The organism is Sphingobacterium sp. 1.A.4, assembly GCF_002734245.1.
In the GTDB taxonomy this organism is placed as follows: domain Bacteria; phylum Bacteroidota; class Bacteroidia; order Sphingobacteriales; family Sphingobacteriaceae; genus Sphingobacterium; species Sphingobacterium tenebrionis.
This window is the reverse complement of the sequence record NZ_PEAZ01000001.1, coordinates 211,800-231,993: the sequence shown is the minus strand read 5'-3', so window position 1 is coordinate 231,993 and position 20,194 is coordinate 211,800. Positions and strand designations below refer to the sequence as shown.

The 20,194-nt window shown below is 42.2% G+C and carries 13 protein-coding genes; 7 read left to right on the top strand and 6 right to left on the bottom strand.

Annotation, left to right across the window (positions count from 1 at the left end; translation table 11 throughout):
• Positions 1-104: 104 nt before the first annotated feature.
• The 4 genes from CRJ00_RS01020 to CRJ00_RS01005 are packed head-to-tail and all read right to left on the bottom strand — an operon-like array spanning position 105 to position 7,584.
• The gene (locus CRJ00_RS01020) at positions 105-1,001 is read right to left on the bottom strand and encodes a BT_3044 domain-containing protein (protein WP_099365080.1); all 897 of its coding nucleotides are present in this window, start codon (positions 999-1,001) and stop codon (positions 105-107) included.
• Between the two features lie 20 nt (positions 1,002-1,021).
• Positions 1,022-3,055, bottom strand: a complete 2,034-nt coding sequence (locus CRJ00_RS01015) for a RagB/SusD family nutrient uptake outer membrane protein (protein WP_099365079.1) — start codon at positions 3,053-3,055, stop codon at positions 1,022-1,024.
• A gap of 18 nt (positions 3,056-3,073) precedes the next feature.
• A complete protein-coding gene (locus CRJ00_RS01010; RefSeq protein ID WP_099365078.1) occupies positions 3,074-6,199 on the bottom strand; it encodes a SusC/RagA family TonB-linked outer membrane protein in 3,126 nt (1,041 codons plus the stop codon).
• Between the two features lie 47 nt (positions 6,200-6,246).
• Positions 6,247-7,584, bottom strand: coding sequence for an IPT/TIG domain-containing protein (locus tag CRJ00_RS01005; protein ID WP_099365077.1), 1,338 nt, complete (start codon positions 7,582-7,584; stop codon positions 6,247-6,249).
• A gap of 471 nt (positions 7,585-8,055) precedes the next feature.
• On the opposite strand from CRJ00_RS01005, the gene CRJ00_RS01000 reads away from it, so the two are divergent.
• The 5 genes from CRJ00_RS01000 to CRJ00_RS00980 all read left to right on the top strand — a co-directional run bounded on the left by CRJ00_RS01000 (position 8,056) and on the right by CRJ00_RS00980 (position 15,570).
• Complete coding sequence (locus CRJ00_RS01000; protein WP_257213649.1) at positions 8,056-8,586, top strand: RNA polymerase sigma factor; 531 nt, start codon at positions 8,056-8,058, stop codon at positions 8,584-8,586.
• 121 nt (positions 8,587-8,707) lie between these two features.
• The gene (locus CRJ00_RS00995; RefSeq protein WP_099365075.1) at positions 8,708-9,802 is read left to right on the top strand and encodes a FecR family protein; all 1,095 of its coding nucleotides are present in this window, start codon (positions 8,708-8,710) and stop codon (positions 9,800-9,802) included.
• Positions 9,803-9,986: 184 nt separating this feature from the next.
• Positions 9,987-13,247 (top strand): SusC/RagA family TonB-linked outer membrane protein, encoded by a 3,261-nt coding sequence (locus CRJ00_RS00990; protein WP_257213648.1) that lies wholly within the window; start codon positions 9,987-9,989, stop codon positions 13,245-13,247.
• 13 nt (positions 13,248-13,260) lie between these two features.
• The gene (locus CRJ00_RS00985; RefSeq protein WP_099365152.1) at positions 13,261-14,841 is read left to right on the top strand and encodes a SusD/RagB family nutrient-binding outer membrane lipoprotein; all 1,581 of its coding nucleotides are present in this window, start codon (positions 13,261-13,263) and stop codon (positions 14,839-14,841) included.
• A gap of 201 nt (positions 14,842-15,042) precedes the next feature.
• The gene (locus CRJ00_RS00980) at positions 15,043-15,570 is read left to right on the top strand and encodes a hypothetical protein (protein WP_099365074.1); all 528 of its coding nucleotides are present in this window, start codon (positions 15,043-15,045) and stop codon (positions 15,568-15,570) included.
• Here the strand turns inward: CRJ00_RS00980 and CRJ00_RS00975 are convergent.
• Together CRJ00_RS00975 and CRJ00_RS00970 are read right to left on the bottom strand one after the other, a co-directional pair.
• Positions 15,567-16,781, bottom strand: a complete 1,215-nt coding sequence (locus CRJ00_RS00975; protein WP_144038055.1) for a hypothetical protein — start codon at positions 16,779-16,781, stop codon at positions 15,567-15,569. The genes CRJ00_RS00980 and CRJ00_RS00975 overlap by 4 nt on opposite strands.
• 14 nt (positions 16,782-16,795) lie before the next feature.
• Positions 16,796-17,383, bottom strand: a complete 588-nt coding sequence (locus CRJ00_RS00970) for a Crp/Fnr family transcriptional regulator (RefSeq protein ID WP_180268390.1) — start codon at positions 17,381-17,383, stop codon at positions 16,796-16,798.
• A gap of 276 nt (positions 17,384-17,659) precedes the next feature.
• Between CRJ00_RS00970 and CRJ00_RS00965 the strand changes: the two genes are divergently transcribed.
• Both CRJ00_RS00965 and nosZ read left to right on the top strand, forming a co-directional pair.
• Positions 17,660-18,136, top strand: a complete 477-nt coding sequence (locus tag CRJ00_RS00965; protein ID WP_099365151.1) for a c-type cytochrome — start codon at positions 17,660-17,662, stop codon at positions 18,134-18,136.
• 41 nt (positions 18,137-18,177) lie between these two features.
• Positions 18,178-20,166 carry a Sec-dependent nitrous-oxide reductase gene (gene nosZ / locus CRJ00_RS00960; RefSeq protein WP_099365071.1) on the top strand — a complete coding sequence of 663 codons (1,989 nt, stop codon included), beginning with the start codon at positions 18,178-18,180 and terminating at the stop codon, positions 20,164-20,166.
• Positions 20,167-20,194: the final 28 nt, after the last annotated feature.

Genomic DNA, 20,194 nt, shown 5'->3' with positions numbered 1-20,194 from the left:
ATTATAACAAAGTGGGGAAAGGAATGTTCTGATAATTGCCAAATTGGCTTTAAATGCAATCACCAAATAAAAATAGCGACCCCCGAGCGTCGCTATTTTTATATTTAATTGGTGATTTCCATTCGGAGTTCCTCTTGCATGAGGATTGTTTTTTTGTTGATGGTATATTCATAACTCAATAGAAAAACATGGAATTTTCTTCCATAAATCTCCTCTAAAGTATAGGTGTTTGGATATCTGCTGTCCCCATCGAGCTGTTTGATCTGAAGATCTTTAAAGGGTTTGATGGTTACTTTTTTATCTTCGTCCACCTCTAAAACCATGGAAGTTTTATTGATGTGCTCCAGATTGTTTTCAAAGGCTTCCGTTCCGGTAATTAATCTTACGGTGTTTTTGGCTAGAGGGAACATTTTTTTGTTTCCTGCAGTGACTATTTCATTTGCAGCTCCGGTCATGGTGTAAAGGGAGTTCGTCGCCTGAGATGCATAATCATTCCTTATCTGGATCTGGTAAAGAATAGTGCTCTTTAGTGTGTTAAGTTCCACTCCAGGGGTTTCCGTGGCTTTTAGGGAAATAAAATAAGTCGAATCAGGAGAAAGACCATCAGCACGTAATTTAACCATGGTCCTTCCTGTGCGTTCGCCAGCATTGATCTGGATCTTATAATCTTCGATCACATACTTGTCGCGAGGAAGAAGCTTTGCATAGAGTTTTTCATCCGCATCATAAAGGGCCCTATTGTATTTATCCAAGGCAGCTTGGTCTTCCTCCAATTGGATGACCATATTGCTTGCCGGAACATCTGTACCGCCAGAGGAAGCTGCGATATACCCGGTATATTCTTCCCCGGTTAAAGGGACTACTTCCTGAAAAGTATTATGGTAACTGCTGCTGATCAAGGCCACCACATTTTTATACATTTCCTTTTCAAAAATCTCGTTGTCCTTGCATGAAGTCAGCACCAATGGAAGTGCCAACATCGCTATATATTTACGTTTCATGTTGCTCTATTTTAAATTTCCTAATAACCTGGGTTTTGATCCAAAGAAGGCAATCTTCTCATTTCTGTACGTGGAATCGGAACCCAAACCAGTTTTTTGTCCACTACACGGGTTAAGAAAGAGGAAGTACCAGGGATTACGCGTTGGTAATAGGTCTCCTTCGTAGCACCATCCGGGTTCATACCACGGATAGGTTCACGTTCGGTTTCTTCCATGATTCCCCAGCGTCGAACATCATAATAGCGTCTGTTTTCCCAAAGGAATTCTACCATACGTTCGCGTTCAATCTGTTTCTGAATTTCAGCTCTGCTTCCTGTTTGTGAACTTGTCAACCCTGGAAGTCCTGCTCTATAACGTACCTGGTTGAATGCTTTCTGGATCTCTTCCGCATCACGGCTGATGGTATAGGTTTTATCGCCTAATTGAACAGAGTGACTACCCGTGATGTTATTCAACGCTTCTGCATAGGATAACAGGATTTCGGCATACCGGATAATCGAGTATGCTTTTTTGATCCTACGTGCACCCGTACCTTGAAAAGCATCCATAGGGTGGTTGTATTTCTTGATCACATAACCTGTGATCGGATAGTTGGGTGAAGTGGCAGTAACTCCGCCACGACCATCTGCATCTTGGTAATAATATTTCGCGGTATAATTGTTCAAGGTCGTACTTGATCCTGCTTGCCAAACGGCTTCGTTGAATCCGACCGATGCATAGAAACGCATTTCGCGATTGTTGTACATGTTGTAAACACCAGAATTCAACGGATAACCCGAGAATCTTTTAGGGGATGTGGTAAAACCTGTCTCTGAATAATAGCCATCTACCGAAGCTTCTTCTTTCGTGCGGCCATCATCCATTAAATAAGCATCAACTACCTTTTGGGTAACACAGAACCTACCCCAACCGCCTAAGGAAGGTGGAAAGGAACCTAAATTGATATAGGCATTCAGGTATTCTGTGTTTCTTCCCCAGATAACCTCCGGATTGATTCCAGGTACTGCTTCTCCGGTAAAGATATCCGAGTAGGATTTGAAGGCATCAATACCACCTGCTCCATTCGGGAAGGCACTATAGAAGTTGGGGTCGGAAGTGACATTTTTTGGTAACTCAGGCGTATTTGCATCAGCAACAACAGTATAGAGTTTGTATTTCCCCATTTCCATCACGCGTTTGGCGGCTGCAGCGGCGACCGCCCATCGTTTCTCATCATATTGTTGGGAAACATAATGTACATTATCTGTTTTACGTGTCCAGTTTCCAAAATAGGAATTGGCTACTGGTCCACCATTGAATAATGGGGATGCATGGATCAATCTCAAGCGAGCGATCAAGGCATAGGCAGCGCCCTGGCTCGGACGACCGAAATCCAGAATGGAGATTTCTTTCGGCATCAATGCAGCGGCTTTTTCAAATTCCGCACAGGTGTATTCCATGGTCTCATCATAGGTTGCTCTAGGGCGGTCGTAATATTCGATCGGCTCATTCGTGTTAACCACCTCATCGCCCAATAAAATGGCCGGACCGTAATCCACTATGATGTTATAATAAGCATAAGCTCGGATAAAGCGGGTATACCCCTCGATACGTAATCGATCGGCATTCGTTAGATCTCTTGGTACATCCAGATTGGCCAAGATACTATTTGCTTTACGGATGATCTTGTAATACCGGTTCCACTGATTCAAGTTGTAATCGTTGGCTCCAGCACCTGCTCCGTAATAATCTGGCGTGATGTTCCCAGTTACAAAATCCATCCCGTAATACACGTTGGTGGTTCCGGTTCCGGTCAATCCATTGAATCCTTCATCGGTTGCCATTGGTCCAGGAGTGAAGCCAAACCTTACGGTATTGGATTCATCTGGGAACATCGATGCTGCACCCCACATGTAGGCCTCTATATTACGGGTGTTACTGAAGGCAGAATCAATATTGAATTCGTCATCGAAATAATTGTCGATATTTAGATAGTCTTTACAAGAGCTGCTCATGAATACCGTAGTAACCAAAAGCCCTGCTTGCACGATCCTTTTTATGAGTTGTTTTTTCATTGTCTTTACGGTTAAGGGTTAGAAGTTCAAGTACAACTGTACAGAATAAGTTGATGGAATTGGATATTTACGGCCATTCCATGCGGCTTGCTCGGGATCAAAAATTTTGACCTTATCCCAAACGTACAGGTTGTTTCCTACAAATTGGATGTCCATTGAAGATACCCCGATACGCTTCATGAAATTAGGGTTCACATTGTAGTTCAAGGTGATCTCTTCCAAACGGATATAGCGGGAATCACCTTGCCAGAAATTGGAGATCTGGCTGTTGTTCTGGTTATTTCCATATTGTAAACGTGGGAATCTTGCATTCGGATTTTCAGCCAAGGAAGGATCGATGCCATTTGCTATGGCATAGTCCATCGGGATCCAACGGTTTGCGGGATCAGCGGCAATATCCAGAACATTACCTAGGTTCCCTTCAAAGAACGGCATATAGCCCATTCCATTGGTTTCCCAAACATTATTCACTTGCATACGCTGTCCTACATAGAAGAAATTCGTTCTTCCAGTCCCTTTGAACAATACACCTAAGGTTAGTGCCTTATAGCGGAATTCCCCCCCAAAACCAAACATCGTCAACGGATAGTTACTATGCGTCAGAGGAACCATATCCAATTTGTCGATCGTACCGTCACCATTCACATCTTTGTATTTGATGTCTCCAGGTAGTACGGTGCCAAAGGTTTGTTTAGGGCTATATTTGATGTCCTCCTCGTTCTTGAACAATCCCAAGGCTTGATAACCCCGAATGGAATTGTAAGGGAAGCCATTGAATTCCAAATAAGGATATTCTAAATAAGCCTGCTCCCAATTTTGGACTACGTTCTTAGAATAGGTGAAATTACCTCTTAATGTGATTCCAAAATCTTTGGACAGGTTGGTGGTGTAGCTCAAGTTTCCATCGATACCCGAACTCTTCATGCGCCCTACATTGGCAAATGGATTCGAAATTACCCCTACATATTCAGGAACCTGAACCCGTTGTTGGAAAATACCGTTCCGCTGATCGCTAAAGAAATCGATTACAAAGTCGATTTTATTGTTGAAGAGCTTTCCTTCGAAACCAATGTTAGACTTTACGGCTCTTTCCCAGGCCAAATTATCTGCTCCAATTCGGGTTTCCATAATGGTTTCAATGCCTCCAACCCCCCAAACATCATCATCTTTAACATCCACTTTCGTCAAATAAGGGAATCGAATGCTGGATATACGGTCATTACCCACGGAACCGTAGGATGCCCTGATCTTGAAGTAGTTCAACCAAGGAGCTGATTCCTGTATGAATTTATAGCTTGTAGGAACCCATCCTAAAGCAACTGATGGAAAAAATCCATATTGTCTGCCCGGCTGGAAGTTTTCAGAACCGGTGTACCCAAAGTTCACATCCAATAGATAGGTGTCACGGAATCCGTAGGTCAATCGGCTGGATACCCCTTGATAGCGCAAAGGAATCGCCTCTAAGTTGCCTGTTGCATCAACGGTATTCTTCGCATCACTGATGTAGTAGTATACCAGAGCGGAAGTTCGGTGATCCGATCCAAATTGCTGGTCGTAATTAAGGACCGATTCCAAGTGGAACTTACGGTATTGGCTGATGCCTTTGGTATAAGTAGCCTTTTGCTCCTGTACCACTTCTTGCATCACCAATGAACCATCAGCTGCACGGCTCAATGCTTTATGTAATGCCGGTTGTACCCTTCTTCTTTCATTAAAGAAACTGTGGATATCGTAAGCTCCTTGTGCGCGGAATTTCAAACCTTTCACCAAAGGGCTCAAGTCTTGGTTCAACGCTAATGTAACTTTTCCTTTAAAGGCTTGATCGGATGCTCTACCCGTGCGGTTGATCATCACATAAGGCGATGAACGGTCGTCGCCTCCGATTCCCGGAAGCATGCCGTTCGAATATTGTGTAGGAATGGATAATGGAGTCAATCTGGATTGTGTTCTCCAGATGTATTCCGTATTGGCTACACCAGGTTGATCTAATTTAGAAAGGAAACCATCGGATCCCAAGAAGACTTTCGTGGTCTTGGTCAGGTTCAGATCCAGGTTGATGCGGTAGTTATACGTGTCAAATCCCACATTCGAACTATATACACTATTCTTGTCTACCTTATAAGCAGCAGTTTCACTCTTACCTCCCAAACTTAAGAAGTAGCGAGCTACCTCTGAACCACCTCTACCGGAAACATAATAACTCTGCCTCCAATAGTTTTTGTTCAGGATTTCATTTTGCCAATTCACATTCGGATACATATCTGGGTCTAATCCATCCCGGATGATCCCCATTTCTGTTTGATCGTACAATGGGCTTTGTCCGCGAACGGCAGTTGCTTCATTCGCTAATTGCGCATATTCATAAGCACCTAAGTAATTAGGTAATTTATTCAGGACCGATAAGGTAGAGTTGGCTCTGGCCGTGATCTGGATCCGGTCTACCAACCCCCTTTTCGTGGTTACCAATACCACACCATTTGCCCCCCTTACCCCGTAAACTGCAGTGGCTGAAGCATCTTTTAGGATGGAAAAGCTTTCCACATCGGCAGGGTCAATGGTGTTCAGGTCACCTTCTAGACCGTCGATCAATACCAGGGCGCTACTATTAGCACCGAATGTACCGATACCACGAACCCAGAATTCGGAAATGTTTTTCCCTGGTTCACCGCTTGACTGCAAAGAGATAACCCCAGCAGCACGACCACCCAATAGATTGGCCATGGAAGGAGCCGGTGTCTGTAGCGATTTCACATCTACGGTGGTGATAGCTCCCACAGAGCTAATCTTACGCTGGGTATTTCCAAGTCCAACCACGATGACCTCATCGATGTCGGCACTTTTCTCAGCGATTTGAATGCGTAGGGCTGTCGTAGATTCCACAGCAACATGTTCTACATTCTCATATCCCGTATGACTGAATACAATCTTATCCCCATATATCGCTTGGATGCTAAACTTACCATCAGCATCGGTAGATGTACCTGCAGATGGGCGGTCTTTGATAAAAATTGTTACACTTGGCATGGGGTTGCCCTGTTCATTAACCACTGTTCCGGCAATGGTCAATTCTTTTGTTTCCTGTGCGTATGCCGAAGGAAAAGTAAGGCATAGAAACAGTAAACAGATCGTTTGAAATATCTTCATTTTAATTTAAGCTAGTATAAATTTGTTGGAAAGGTTGATTTGCCTAATTATTCGATCACCAGTTTTCGGATGCGCGCATTACTCCAGTCTGCGATATAAATATCGCCCTGTTCGTTTACTGCAACGCCCCAAGGTTGATTGAACATGGATTCTACGGGTCCACCATCTTTGTAGCCAGCAGTTCCAGGTTGCCCGGCAACTGTAGTTACGATGTTGTCCGCAGATACCATACGAATACAATGGTTTCCATAATCGGCAACAAACATGTTCCCATCGTTATCAAATTTGATGTCCTTTGGAAAATTGAATAGGGCATCAGCAATTGGGCCATCACGGAAACCGCTTCCTCCAGGCGCATTCATTCTTTTAAAACCTCCTGAACCATTCGGGTCGCGTAGGTCTAATACTGATATCCCCTGTCTAAATTCCGTTGGAGAGGCATTGGAGTGTAAAGTGATGTATAATAACCATGGTTTTTTAGGGTTGATCGCCTGTCCATACTGAGATCCATATGGACCTTGATGAACGATTTTTGCTTCCATTGTTTCCGGATTGATTTTTGCGATCTTCCCATCGCGGTACCGGGTGTATAAGTGACCATCATAAGGGCAGAAGGTCACGAAGTTCTTATAACGATCTGCATCCACAATGGAGTTAAGATCTGCAGTTGAATATTTCACGTTACGTTGTCGAGGGTACCAAGCCTCCCGCGGATCGAAAGTAAAGATTACCTCTTTAGTGGACTCATGGGCAGCTGTAAGCATACCTGTCGCACGGTCTACTGTCAATCCATTTGCATAAAGGATCCGGGTAGACGATTCTGCTTCGATCAATGGCGTTACGATGTTCTCCTTTTCATTGATACGTGCCACACCGAATGTTGCTGGTGAACCACCATCACGCCAAGACATGAAAATGTTCCCTTCAGCATCCAGTTCCAGGTACTTTCCATAAACTTCTGCCTCAGAAAGCACTCCTGGTTTGAAGTTTTTCTTTCCATTTCCCGTTACTGTACTGACTTGAGCTTGCGTATGGTAGACAAAACTGTTCTCATACACCATCGAATCTTGGCCAATGACCACAGATATTTTCGGATCCTCCCCGGGTAAACGGGGAACAATAGCATAGATGCGTTCGCCGCTACTGGAAACTACCGATGCCAAGGCATTATTGAAATAAACTTTGATTTTTGATGGATCGGAACCGAAGTTTTCTCCATCTAAGAGAATTTTAGTCCTTGCACCCCCTTCTAGTGGGAAGAATGATTTTAGCACGATTGGTTTGCTGGGATCATGCTCACTCTTTTTAAGGTTCTCCTCGTCTTTACAGCCTGTGAACAGCAGCAAAGAGCACAGGGAGACTGTTAATACATGTAGAAGTTTCATAATTTGGTTAGTTAATAAGTAAGTAAAAAATTCATTTTGCTTATAGTTTGTATATGTTTTTCATATTTCTGTATAAAAAGAAACAAAATGTAAACTATGTCAACATCGAAAACGGGGTAGAAAGCCGTTTTTAGTTTCTTAAAATACTTCGCAAAGCTATTGAATCCCCCTCTAAAGGGTATTTAGGTTTTATTATGTTTATATTAAAGTTATATTAAATATTTTAAAAAACGTTAATTTAATTTTAATATTTATCAATTTTTTGGTATAAACACGGAAATAAGTAAGAAAAAGAAAGAAAAATAAAGGATCAGGATAGGAGTAGATTGAAGGAGGTCATTTCAAGATAAAAAATGCCAGAAGCTTATGGAAATTCGTAAAAATTAACCAACTTAGGCGGTTGCACAACATAATATAGAGGACCAAATCATATATAAACCAATAATGAGGGAAAATATGCAGTATAAGCTTATGTGGGAAAGAATACGTTCTGGAGAAGAGGAAGCGTATTTTGATCTCTATGCAAAACTGTATCCCGAATTGGTTCGATTTGCCATTAAAACTTTCGGTGACTCGGAACTGGCCTATGATGCCACAGATGATGTTTTTCTTTCCATCTGGGAGCGAAGAGATCACCTAGATCGAGTGGAGAACGTTCCGTCCTACCTGATTACCATCCTGAAAAGAAAGATTATCCGTTTATTGGAACGCCGGGAGAAACTTTCCAATGCCGTTAAATTATTGGTTGAACAGGATGAGTGGACAGAAATGCCCTACGATGAATTTATTATTCGGGTACAATCAGATGAAATCGTACAATTAAAATTGAAAGCTGCCCTCGCTAAGCTCACCTTTCGACAAAAGCAGGTCGTTCAATTAAAGTTTTTTGAGAATCTGGGCTATGAAAAGATTGCTGAAATGACGAATATGTCCGTCAAGACCTGCTATAATACCTTGTATGATGCCCTAAAGATCATGCGACAGGAATTCTATGACTATTGATGTTCTAAAATCCAGTTTTTTAATAAGTTAAGTGCCTGATATTCAGCTATGATAAAAAAACTTTAAATTTCTCTTAGGCAATATGATGCTTTTCCTGCACTATATAGTAAACACCTAAAGAATGAAAGAACATAAATTTGTGGAGATCGAAGATTTCTTGATAGATCCTACTTTCCAGCAGTATTGTGGAGAAGAGAATGATCTTAGCATTCAATATTGGGAAAATTACCTGAAAAACAATCCCCACCAAGCGGAAACCATGGGAAGGGCTAAACGCCTTTATCAGATATTAAGTGCCAACCGTAGACCAATCCAAAAACAGCTTCTTCAATTTAAGCAAACAGTAACAGATAAAACCACATATCAAAAACGGACACCAATCATTAACTATTGGAAATGGGCATCCATAGCTGCTGTTCTCCTGGCGGTATTAAGTGTTGGTTATTATTTTCTAAATCTGGAAAAAGATGGGACAGTTTCTACTGCGGTCGTATTTAGTCAGCAAAACCTCAGCACTAAGAAAGGAGAGAAAAAGGAATTTACATTGCCCGATGGAACGGTTGTTAAATTAAATGCAGCGAGCCAATTGCAGCTTTCCGAAGATTTCAATCAACATGAACGTCGGGTAAAATTAATTGGTGAAGGTTTTTTTGAGGTGAAGAAGGATGCCGAAAAACCATTTTTGGTGGAAACGGAAGATTTTGATATTAAGGTATTAGGTACTGAATTCAATGTGAAAACCTATCCAGAAGCCAGTGAATCCGAAGCTTTTCTGTTGGAAGGGTTGATTGAGATGCACAGTAAAGGTAAAAATGCCAATGCCATTTTGATCAAACCGAATCAACGCGTATCCATCCAGCGGTCCTCCAAGTTAATTCCGATTGAAGAGCAAAAGCTATCTTCGGCAAAACAGCAAGCTGCAAAAGAGATCGTCATCCATGAACTGGAGGAAGATCTTGCTGCGGAGGAGATCAACGACATTGCCTGGAAGAACGGGCGATTGGTGATGTCCGATCAAGATTTTGAAGAGGTAAAATATATGTTGGAAAGATGGTATGATGTGGAAATTGAATTGGCTGGTGAGAAAATCAAAGACTATCGTTTCACCGCCACCTTCAGCAACGAAAGTATTCGGGAAGCTTTAAAAGCATTGCAAGATGTTCAACCTTTTAATTTCAAGATTTATGGTAAGAAAATAACTATTTCAGAAAACTAAGAAAGGATAGTGCGCTAACACTATCCTTTGAATCGATTAAAGTAGGCAGCCACATCTGACCATGTGTCTGCCAAGTATAAAATTAACCAAGTACTAAAATATGATTAAAAATGACTTGTTGCAAGTGCATTCTAACCGGCACTTGTACTTTAGATTCATTATCCGAATGAAACTAACCTTGATTATGATTTTATTGTTTCTGCTCAATGTGAAAGGGAATGTATATTCCCAGCAGAAAGTAACCCTCGATGTACAGAAAACAAAACTGAGCCGAATCCTCAAATTAATTGAGGATCAGAGCGACTATTACTTCGTTTTCAACCCGGGAATTAAGAATTTCTCCAAAGAAATGAGCCTTTCCGTGGAAAATGAACTGGTGTTGGACCTGCTGCCTAAACTGTTCAAAAAGAATGGATTGGCTTTCAGTGTCTCCGAATCGGGTTTGGTAGTTGTCAATCAGCAAAAACTGCAGACGGTAAAGGGTTTGGTAACAGATTTGGAAGGTCATCCATTGGCTGGAGCAACCATCCGCTTGAAAGGATCTTCCATTGCAAAAGCAACGGACCTGAACGGACAGTTTGAAATAGAGGCTACTTCAGGAGCTGTTTTGGTGATTTCCTATACCGGATTTACCTCTAAAGAGATTACTCTGGGTGCTGAGACCAACTTAAAAATTGAATTGGTTCCAGATCAGATGATGTTGAACGAAGTGGTGGTGACGGCATTGGGTATCACCCGCGAGAAAAGAACATTGGGTTATTCTGTAACCCAGGTAAACGGGGAAAGCCTGACCCAAGCTCGTGAAAACAACGTGGCAAACGCCTTGGTTGGTAAAGTTGCGGGATTGGATGTTACCTCTACCGCTGGTGGAGTGGGCTCGGCGACCAGTGTGATCATCCGGGGCGCATCCAGTTTAAGCCAAACCAATCAACCCTTATATGTAATCAATGGAGTGCCTATGGAGAATTCTCCATCCGGCATCATCAATACCAACCCGAATGGAAATAAAGGTAGCCAATGGGATAATGCACCGGATATGGGAGATGCCATCGGGAATATCAACCCCGATGATATTGAAAGCATTTCTGTACTGAAAGGCGCAGCGGCATCCGCATTATATGGCTCACGCGCAAAAGCGGGGGTAATTTTGATCACCACCAAGTCTGGCAAAGGATCTGGCATCGAGTTCAGCAGTAACTTCGTTCTGGAGCAAGTGATGGACCGCACGGATTGGCAATATGTGTATGGCCAGGGAACCAATGGAGAAAAACCGGCGGATGGCGCAGCAGCGGCCCAAGTTGGCGGATCAAGTTGGGGAGCCAGACTGGATGGTTCCAGTGTCCCGCAGTTTGATGGTATTTCCAGACCCTACATCGCCCAAAAAGACAATATTGAAAATTTCTATGACAATGGGCATACCTGGACCAATTCATTGGCCTTGAATAAATCATTCGAAGGTGGAGCCTTGCGCTTGTCCATTAGTGACCTGAGGAATAAATCCATCATGCCAAATTCAGGCTTGGATAGACAATCCTATAGTTTGACCGGCACTTTTGAACCCATCAACCGATTGAAGATAGATGCTCGGGCCAACTATATCATCGAAGATGCCAAAAACCGCCCGATGCTTTCCGATGGGGCAGGTAGTGCCAATTATAATGCGGTATTTTTACCAACCAGCGTGGATATCCGCGATCTGAAACCTTGGAAAACTGATGCAGGACAAGAAATACCTTATAATAAAGGAAACCCTTGGGATACCAATCCCTATTTCGCGGCCTATGAGATCGTGAATAATACCGACAGAAACCGTCTGATCAGTTCCCTTTCTGCCCGTTATACCCTGGATAATGGACTGTTCATCCAAGGACGTGCAGGACAGGACTACTATACCAACAGTTATTTTAGTGTGTTTCCGGAAGGATTGGCCTATTCGGCGCCGAGCAATCTTGTGGCGCAAAAGATGCGTTTCTCCGATGTCAATGCGGATATGTTGATCGGTAAATCCTTCTACTTGGCGGAAGATTTTGGCTTAACACCTAATATAGGTGCGAGTTACCGCAATACCAAATCAGACATCACCACCAACCAAGGTACGCGTTTCTTGGTTCCAGGAGTACATACCATTGTAGGCTTAAAGAATAAATCGGTTGCCTATGCAGAATCCGAGCAGGAAATGCAATCCGTATATGGGACGATGGAATTGGCCTATAAAGATTACCTGTATTTAACAGGAAGTGTCCGGTCTGATTGGTTCTCTACTTTGGCTGCCCCTGGGTTGAACAATAAACTGAACGTGGTTTACCCATCGTTAAGTGGATCATTTGTATTCTCCGAATTATTGGAGTCCAACTCGATCAGTTTTGGGAAACTTCGTGCGGGATATGCGGTGGTAGGTCAAGCTACAGACCCTTATCAAACCGCGTTGACCTATAATTTCAAAAGCGAATCGTTAAATGGAGCGCCTCTAGGTCAGATCTCTTATGATTATATCCCAAATTCCAGTTTAAAGCCTTCCAAAGCATCAGAGCTGGAAATCGGAACGGATATTCGTTTCTTTAATGATCGGTTAAGTCTGGACTTGACCTGGTATAAAAAACGCTCTGAAGATGAGATTATCCGGGTCACCATCCCTACTTCTGTGGGCTATGCCCAATCCGTTTTGAATTCCGGATCCATCGAAAACAAAGGTGTTGAAGCATTGATTACGGGGACTCCTATTAAGAACGACCAATTTTCGTGGACCAGTTCCTTGAACATGACCTTCAATGATAATAAAGTGATCACTTTGGCAGATGGTTTGGATGAACAATTGGTTGCCACCTCCCGCTCAGGGGTTGGGTTCCTAAAGAATATTCCAGGAATGGCCATGGGACAGATCGTCGCCTTTGATTATGCTTATGATGATCAAGGACAGATCGTAAAAAATGCTGATGGAACGCCAAAACAGGGCGATTTGAAGGCTTTTGGGTCTGCCTATAACAAGTGGTTTGCCGGCTGGAACAATGAATTCAGTTATAAAAATATAAACCTTGGATTTTTGATCGATGGTAAATTCGGAGGCAAATTATTCTCCGGAACAGATTACTTGGGTTATATCAAGGGATTGCACAAAGCAACCCTGGAAAACAGGGAAGAATTGGGCAACCTTGCACCAAAATTCTATGAGAATACCGCCAATAATGCTTCCCATTTATTTGTCAATGATGCTAGTTTCATCAAATTTAGGCAATTGACCTTAGGATATAGTTTTCCTGGAAAGTTGTTCAATGACCGGATCAAAGCATTGAATGTTAGTTTCGTGGGTAGGAACCTGTTTATTCTGATGAAGAAAACAGATAATATCGACCCTGAATCGAGTTACAATGCTACTTTCCCTGGTCTTGAGCTCGGAGGGATGCCTCCGGCAAGAACCTTCGGCCTTAACCTCAATGTTAAATTTTAATTCCTGAATGAAAATGAAAACGAAATCACTAAAAATAATGGGCCTAATCCTGTTTGCAGGTGCTGCGATATTCCAGAGCTGTACGAAGGATTTTGAACAGATAAATACGGATCCAGTGGCTTATGGTCCAACCAATTTCGACCCTAATTTTACCTTTAGCACCGCGCAATTGACCTATACCGGGAGTATAGATTTTGCCTACGAAACCTGGCGGGCAAACCTTATCTATGCCGGGACGATGATGCAGGGACTATCTTCGGTGGTGAGTTATTGGGCAGGCGATAAATACCTCAATACCCCTTGGTATACTTCCGCTTATTGGGAAAGAGCTTATGCCGAACAGGTCAAGCCCATAGTCGATGTGGTGGAAGTCACCAAGACCAATCCAAAATATAAAAACCTACATCAAGTTGCACGTATCTGGAAGGCGTTGGTCTTTGCCCGTTTGACAGATCTATATGGAGATATTCCCTATTCAGAGGCTGGACAAGGCTACTACATGAAAAACTTGTCCACAAAGTATGATAAGCAACAGGATATCTATATGGATATGCTCAAGGAACTGGAAGATGCGGTTTCTAAATTGGATTCAGCAGCTGATCAGGTAAGTGGCGATGTGATCTATGATGGCAATCTAGACAAATGGAAGCGTTTTGGAAACTCGCTGATCCTACGATTGGCCATGCGATTGACCAAAGTGGATGAGGCGACTGCCAAGGCATATGCAACCAAGGTCATGGGAAAAACCTTACAGGGCAATGGTGAAAATGCTTTTTTAAAGCATGATGAATCCGGTGCCCGTGTTACCCAGAATAGAAATAGTCAGGTATTATTGGGTGATGGTGGGCAAGAGCATTATTACGTAAAATGGTCCGATACTTTTATCAATGCACTCAAAAGCAAAAACGACCCGCGTATCAATGTTGCTGTGAGCAAGTTATGGATGAGCGATGGGGTGAAAGAAATGAACCCGAATTATGTAAGCGATCCGGCCCAACAAAAAGGAATGCCCAATGGTAAGGATTTAGGGAATAATCCAGCCTATCGAATTGGTTCACACCCTTCTTATACAACCATGCCAGATTACTCTTCCCCGCATCCGGGTATGATCAAAAGAAATGGAATAACGTTTATCCTAACCTATAGTGAATCGGAGCTCTTGTCTGCCGAAGCTTCCCAACGTTGGGGAATAGGTGCTGCGGCGAGCACCTACTATAAAAACGGCATAAAATCGGGAATTACCTTTCTCGGACAATATGATCCTGCCTTGGCGATTACCGATGCAGCGGCAGAAGCGTATGCCAATGCGCATCCTTTAACCGAAGGACTAAAACAGATCGGCATACAGTATTGGTTGCACCAAAATACAGCCTTAAATTTTTATGAATCTTGGGCAAATTGGCGCAGGACTGGATTTCCAGAACTGGTTCCGATCGTATACTCCACAAGCGATACACAGGGTCAGATCCCTAGACGCTTCCCATATCCCGTTTCTGAAGCTGCAAACTCCAATGCAGAATATTACAAAGCCGCTGGAGCCGCCATTCCAGGAGGGGATAACCTGACCGGTAGGGTCTGGTGGGATAAACAATAGAATAAGTTTAATAGTATAGGTGAATTAGGCGTTTTTTCCTTCTGGGAAAGGCGCCTTTTTTGAGTTTATAAGCAATGGGTTGCCTCGGAGGCATCGTATTCCATCTACAAATAGCTAAAATTCTTACCAATTAACTTTATTGAGTTTCGGCAAAATGTTAATATTGATCATTATTTAACAGATCATTTATTGACTAAAACAATGAAAAAAGGAATGAAATCTGCAGTAGCTATGCTGTTTTTTGCTATCTGCACCTTACAGGTTCATGCCCAAATGCAAAAACCTGCCTCCAATCAAACAGTAAAATCAACCAACAATGCCGGAATAACTACAGAAAATGCTGCGGAATTAAAAGCGGCTGCTGCAAAGGCCAAAGAAGAAGCTAAGATGATTAAAGCTGCTGAAAAAGCGGAAAAGAAAAGAATCAAGGCGGAAAAGGATGCGTTGAAACGTTTAGAAAAGATAAAGAAGGAAGAGAAGAAAATAGCCAAAGCTAAGAGAGAGAAAGAAAAGGCTTTGAAAAATGTGGCTGATCTGGAGGAGAAATTAAGCAAAACCCACAAAAACATCGAGAAGATCGGAGAGAAATTGGAAAAATTAGACCGTAAAGGGGAAGTGCCTGATACGGAACAGGAGAAAGCGATGAACAAAATTTCGAAAGAAATGTTGAAGATCAAAAAATTAGAGCTTGAACTGGAAAAGGCCAGAAGGAAGGCCTATAAGCTTTAATTACTTAGTTGCTTTCTAAGTATCTGCAGCAGGCTGAGCACCATAATGCCCGATGCTAGAAACAGTCCTTCATGTGTGTAGGGATAGGCATGTCGAATCAGGCCGCCAATTCCCTGCAACATTAATAGGAATTCATTCAAAAAGATACCCAAAAGCAGTCCATAAATGCCGAGTTGAATATGTTTTCTGATCAGCAACAGACCTTTTTGAATGGCATAGGCCAAAATAAATAGCGAAATAATCACCAAAAGGACGAGGTGAAGATAGGCAATAACAATAGGCCTAAAACCATAAACCAATTGGCTTAAGGATGGGATGATGGAAACGGCCTGCAAGACCAATTTCATACAAACCGCTAAGGCCACACAAGTCCAAATTACCTGTACTTCTTTTCCGATACCTGCCTCTCCCGGCTTAGCTTTTACTTTTATGGCCCGAATTATAAAGGAAAGCCATAAGAACAGTTGTACAATAACAGTTACAATCAATAGCCCGTATAACCAAGCCGGAAAACCTTTCCACCATAATACGGAAAGAAAATAGGCCGGAACTACCGTTATACTATATATTAAGGCAAATCTTTCAGAGATGATGTTTTTTCCTGCTCTTTCGGAAAGCCACTGATTGATCAAGGCAAAACAGCCAAAGAAAAACCAGCCATTATACTGAAAATGTAAATAGAAATACACTGAGGCCAATTGTTTCAAGGGATCCAATTGATGGGTCACCTTCAGATAGACTAAAGCATAGGTACCTATCGAACTGAGTACATGAAACAGCAGGGCGGTTTTTACAAGAATAATGATCGGTTTTGTTAGGTTACTTGATCGAAGATCCTTCCAGAGCATATAACAAAATCCATAGGAAGCTAAGACTACCAAAAAGGAAAAGACAATTGAAAAGAAGGCATATCCTGTGATTGAAAAAGCAATCAACATACAGAAGGAACTTAACAGGTTAAGCCATAAAACAGACTGGTATTTTTTAGGAACCTTATCGGTGGATCCTAAGCCAAGTACAGCTAGAACCAAAAAAACCATCAATGCTTGAGAAACCCAACCCGCAAAAGCAAAATGGGAATGCGCATGCATGATGTTTTTCTGATCGATCCAAGGCAAGGGAAAAAGGAATTTCATGCGCATCATAAAACCCCACAATCCAACGATCAAAAAATTGAATACACACCATTGTATCCAATTTCTAAAACTCATATTTCCCAAAGCTTTTAACATACAAAGACTTTCCCCCGCACGATATTCAACTTTTCTTCCTTTTCCATGATTTTCATGGTTCTTATGATGGTTTCCACCCTTAAGCCGGTCATGTTGGCCAATTGCTGTCGGGTCAACATTAAGCGGTTGCATTCTGGGCAGATCAATCTCCTCTCCTCGTTCAACTTCTGTAATAATCCCGAGATGATTTCTTCTGGGCTATGGTTACAGATCAGTTTGGTAATAAAATGTTTAAATCGAAGGTCCTTAGCAATCTGTTTGGTAATCATAAGCTGAATACTTCCATGCTCATTTAATATCTCTAAAAATGCCGCTGTACTGATTTTTAATATAGTGCAGCTGCTATCTGCAATGGCGGTAACCACATGCACTCCTTCGTCAAGAATGGCCACCTCCCCAAAACCCTCATTGGCACAGACCATTTTGTGTAGGACTTCTTTTCCATCCTCCAAAAAGTTACTGATCCGAACTCGACCACTCTCCAATTGGTAGTAATAATTGGAAGGACTGTTCTCCCGATAAATAATCTCCCCAGCGGTCCATTTTTTGCTGCTGGCTCCTTTTTCGATTAATAGTTCCACTGGGATCATAAATATCTTATTAGGTAAAATTCATATTAAGACAAATTTATCCACAATATGTCGTTCCCCTACTGACATTGGTCACCCCAAATAGTGATTAAAATCAATTTAATTTATAAGATATTGAAATAAAGACTATTGCGATATAAAAAATGAGATTTTGAAAGAAGCCGAAACCGTTTTATGATTCCACGCATAAAATCCTGGCGGAACTTGAGGATAACTTTGTGGAAAACAAAATACACAAACATTGTAAAAACAAAAACCAACGAAGCTATGAAAAAACTAATTGTATTCTGTTTGATGAGCTTGTTCATGTATGCATGTTCATCAAACAACAACGAGAAAAAAGAAGAGCGTACTTACGCCGAAGAGAGTGCTCCAGCAGCAAGTGATGCCAGTACATATGATCCACACCGAGGTGAAGGAAAGTTTGATAAAGTAGAAGTGGGCGAAAAACTGGACGTGTCTATGGCCAATGACGGAAAAGTGATTGCCGATCTGAAATGTGCTTCCTGCCATAAGATGACCGATGAGAAATTGGTAGGTCCAGGCTGGAAAGGCGTGTCAGAGCGTAGAAAACCAGAATGGATCATGAATTTCATCACGAATCCAGACGCCATGATCGATAAGGATCCGGAATTGCAGGCACAATTGGAAATATGTCTTGTGCGTATGCCTAATCAAAACCTGACCGATGATGATGCTCGCAAAATCTATGAATACATGCGCCAGAATGATGGTGTAAAATAATATCAAACGAGTGTTTTATTAACCTCAAAAATCATAAAACAATGGAATTAAAAAAATATTTATTAACAGGTTTAGCAGCCGCAACGCTGTTATCAACTTTCCAAGCCTGTAAGCCAAAAGGCGCAGGTGAAGCCGTGAGCGGTGGTGCTGCCGAGAAGGCATACGTAGCTCCTGGAAAATACGACGAATTCTACAATTTCGTTTCTGGAGGATTTAGTGGTCAGTTATCTGTCTACGGTTTGCCTTCAGGTAGATTACTTCGGGTAATTCCGGTTTTCTCCCTTGACCCTGAAAAAGGATGGGGTTTCAGTGAAGAAACAAAACCGATGTTGGAAACTTCACATGGTAATGTGCCATGGGATGATTTGCACCACGTGCAATTATCTAAAACAGATGGTGAATACGATGGTAAATGGGTATTTGTCAATGCAAACAACACCCCGCGTTTAGCGCGTGTGGATCTGACCACCTTCCGTACAGCGGAGATCTTAGAACTTCCAAACAGCGGTGGTAACCACTCCTCACCTTTCATTACAGAGAACACCGAATATGTGGTGGCTGGAACTCGCTTCTCCGTGCCTGTAGACGGAGAGTCTGGTGATGTGCCGATCAATACCTACAAACAAAACTTCCGTGGTACATTGAGTTTTGTGAGTGTGAATAAGGAGAATGGAAATATGGATTTAGCCTTCCAGATTGAAACACCAGGTGTCAATTACGACTTAAGTCGCGCTGGTAAAGGGGTTTCCCACGGTTGGTTCTTCTTCTCTACCTACAATACTGAACAGGCAAATACTTTATTAGAGGTAAATGCTTCCAAAAACGACAAAGACTTTGTCTTGGCGGTAAACTGGAAAAAAGCAGAAGAATACCTGAAAGCTGGAAAGGGTAAGAAAGTTACCGGATTGAAGTATGCCCACAATAAATACGACGAGAAATCGCATACCTCAAAAACCGAATTCAAAACAGAAACCATTGTGTTGAATGCCGAAGAGTTAGAAGGATTATGTTATTACATACCATGTCCTAAATCTCCACACGGCGTGGATGTCGACCCTTCAGGTGAATACATCGTAGGTTCAGGAAAATTGGCCGCTTTGATACCGGTATTCTCTTTCAGCAAAATTCAAAAAGCGATCGAAGGGAAACAATTTGAAGGAAAATTTGGTGGTATTCCAATCATTAAATACGATGCTGCCTTGTATGGTGAAGTTGAAAAACCAGGTTTAGGACCATTGCACACCGAGTTTGACGGTAAAGGAAATGCGATTACTTCCTTCTTCGTTTCTTCTGAATTGGTGAAATGGAACATCAAAGACTTAAAAGTACTTGACCGCGTTCCTACCTATTACTCTACTGGACACTTAATGATCCCAGGTGGTGATACCAAGAGCCCAGACGGAAAATACGTAGTGGCATATAACAAGATTACAAAAGACCGTTTCTTGCCAACTGGACCAGAACTATCTCAAAGTGCGCAGATCTTCGACATCTCTGGTGATAAGATGCAACTGATCCTTGACTTCCCAACCATTGGTGAGCCGCACTATGCACAAGCGATCCGCGCAGAAAAGGTGAGGGATAAGAGTGTGAAAATCTTCAAGATCGAAGAAAACACTAACCCTTATGCTACCAAAGGTGAAAAAGATGCACGTGTAGAACGTAAAGGAAATCAGGTACATGTGTATTTAACATCCATCCGTTCTCACTTTGCTCCAGACAATATCGAAGGTGTACAATTGGGCGATGAGGTTTACTTCCACGTTACCAACATCGAACAGGATTGGGATATGCCGCATGGTTTTGCAGTGAAAGGTGCCAGAAATGGTGAGCTGTTGATCATGCCAGGTGAAACCCAAACATTGAAATGGGTGCCGGATCGTATAGGCGTGTTCCCATTCTATTGTACAGACTTCTGTAGTGCGTTGCACCAAGAAATGCAGGGATATATCCGCATCTCTAAGAAAGGAAGCAATGTGCCTATTTCTTACAGTGTTGGAACAAACTTACCTAAAGAAGGTACTAACTAAACACCATAAAGATGGAAACTACAAACAA

Bases quoted from the DNA above. Each gene is read 5' to 3' on its own strand.
- CRJ00_RS00975 (WP_144038055.1), bottom strand. From the start codon at position 16,781: ATGAGTTTTAGAAATTGGATACAATGGTGTGTATTCAATTTTTTGATC.
- CRJ00_RS01020 (WP_099365080.1), bottom strand. From the start codon at position 1,001: ATGAAACGTAAATATATAGCGATGTTGGCACTTCCATTGGTGCTGACT.
- CRJ00_RS00990 (WP_257213648.1), top strand. From the start codon at position 9,987: ATGATTTTATTGTTTCTGCTCAATGTGAAAGGGAATGTATATTCCCAG.
- CRJ00_RS01015 (WP_099365079.1), bottom strand. From the start codon at position 3,055: ATGAAAAAACAACTCATAAAAAGGATCGTGCAAGCAGGGCTTTTGGTT.
- CRJ00_RS01005 (WP_099365077.1), bottom strand. From the start codon at position 7,584: ATGAAACTTCTACATGTATTAACAGTCTCCCTGTGCTCTTTGCTGCTG.
- CRJ00_RS00985 (WP_099365152.1), top strand. From the start codon at position 13,261: ATGAAAACGAAATCACTAAAAATAATGGGCCTAATCCTGTTTGCAGGT.
- CRJ00_RS00980 (WP_099365074.1), top strand. From the start codon at position 15,043: ATGAAAAAAGGAATGAAATCTGCAGTAGCTATGCTGTTTTTTGCTATC.
- nosZ (WP_099365071.1), top strand. From the start codon at position 18,178: ATGGAATTAAAAAAATATTTATTAACAGGTTTAGCAGCCGCAACGCTG.
- CRJ00_RS00995 (WP_099365075.1), top strand. From the start codon at position 8,708: ATGAAAGAACATAAATTTGTGGAGATCGAAGATTTCTTGATAGATCCT.
- CRJ00_RS01010 (WP_099365078.1), bottom strand. From the start codon at position 6,199: ATGAAGATATTTCAAACGATCTGTTTACTGTTTCTATGCCTTACTTTT.
- CRJ00_RS00965 (WP_099365151.1), top strand. From the start codon at position 17,660: ATGAAAAAACTAATTGTATTCTGTTTGATGAGCTTGTTCATGTATGCA.
- CRJ00_RS01000 (WP_257213649.1), top strand. From the start codon at position 8,056: ATGTGGGAAAGAATACGTTCTGGAGAAGAGGAAGCGTATTTTGATCTC.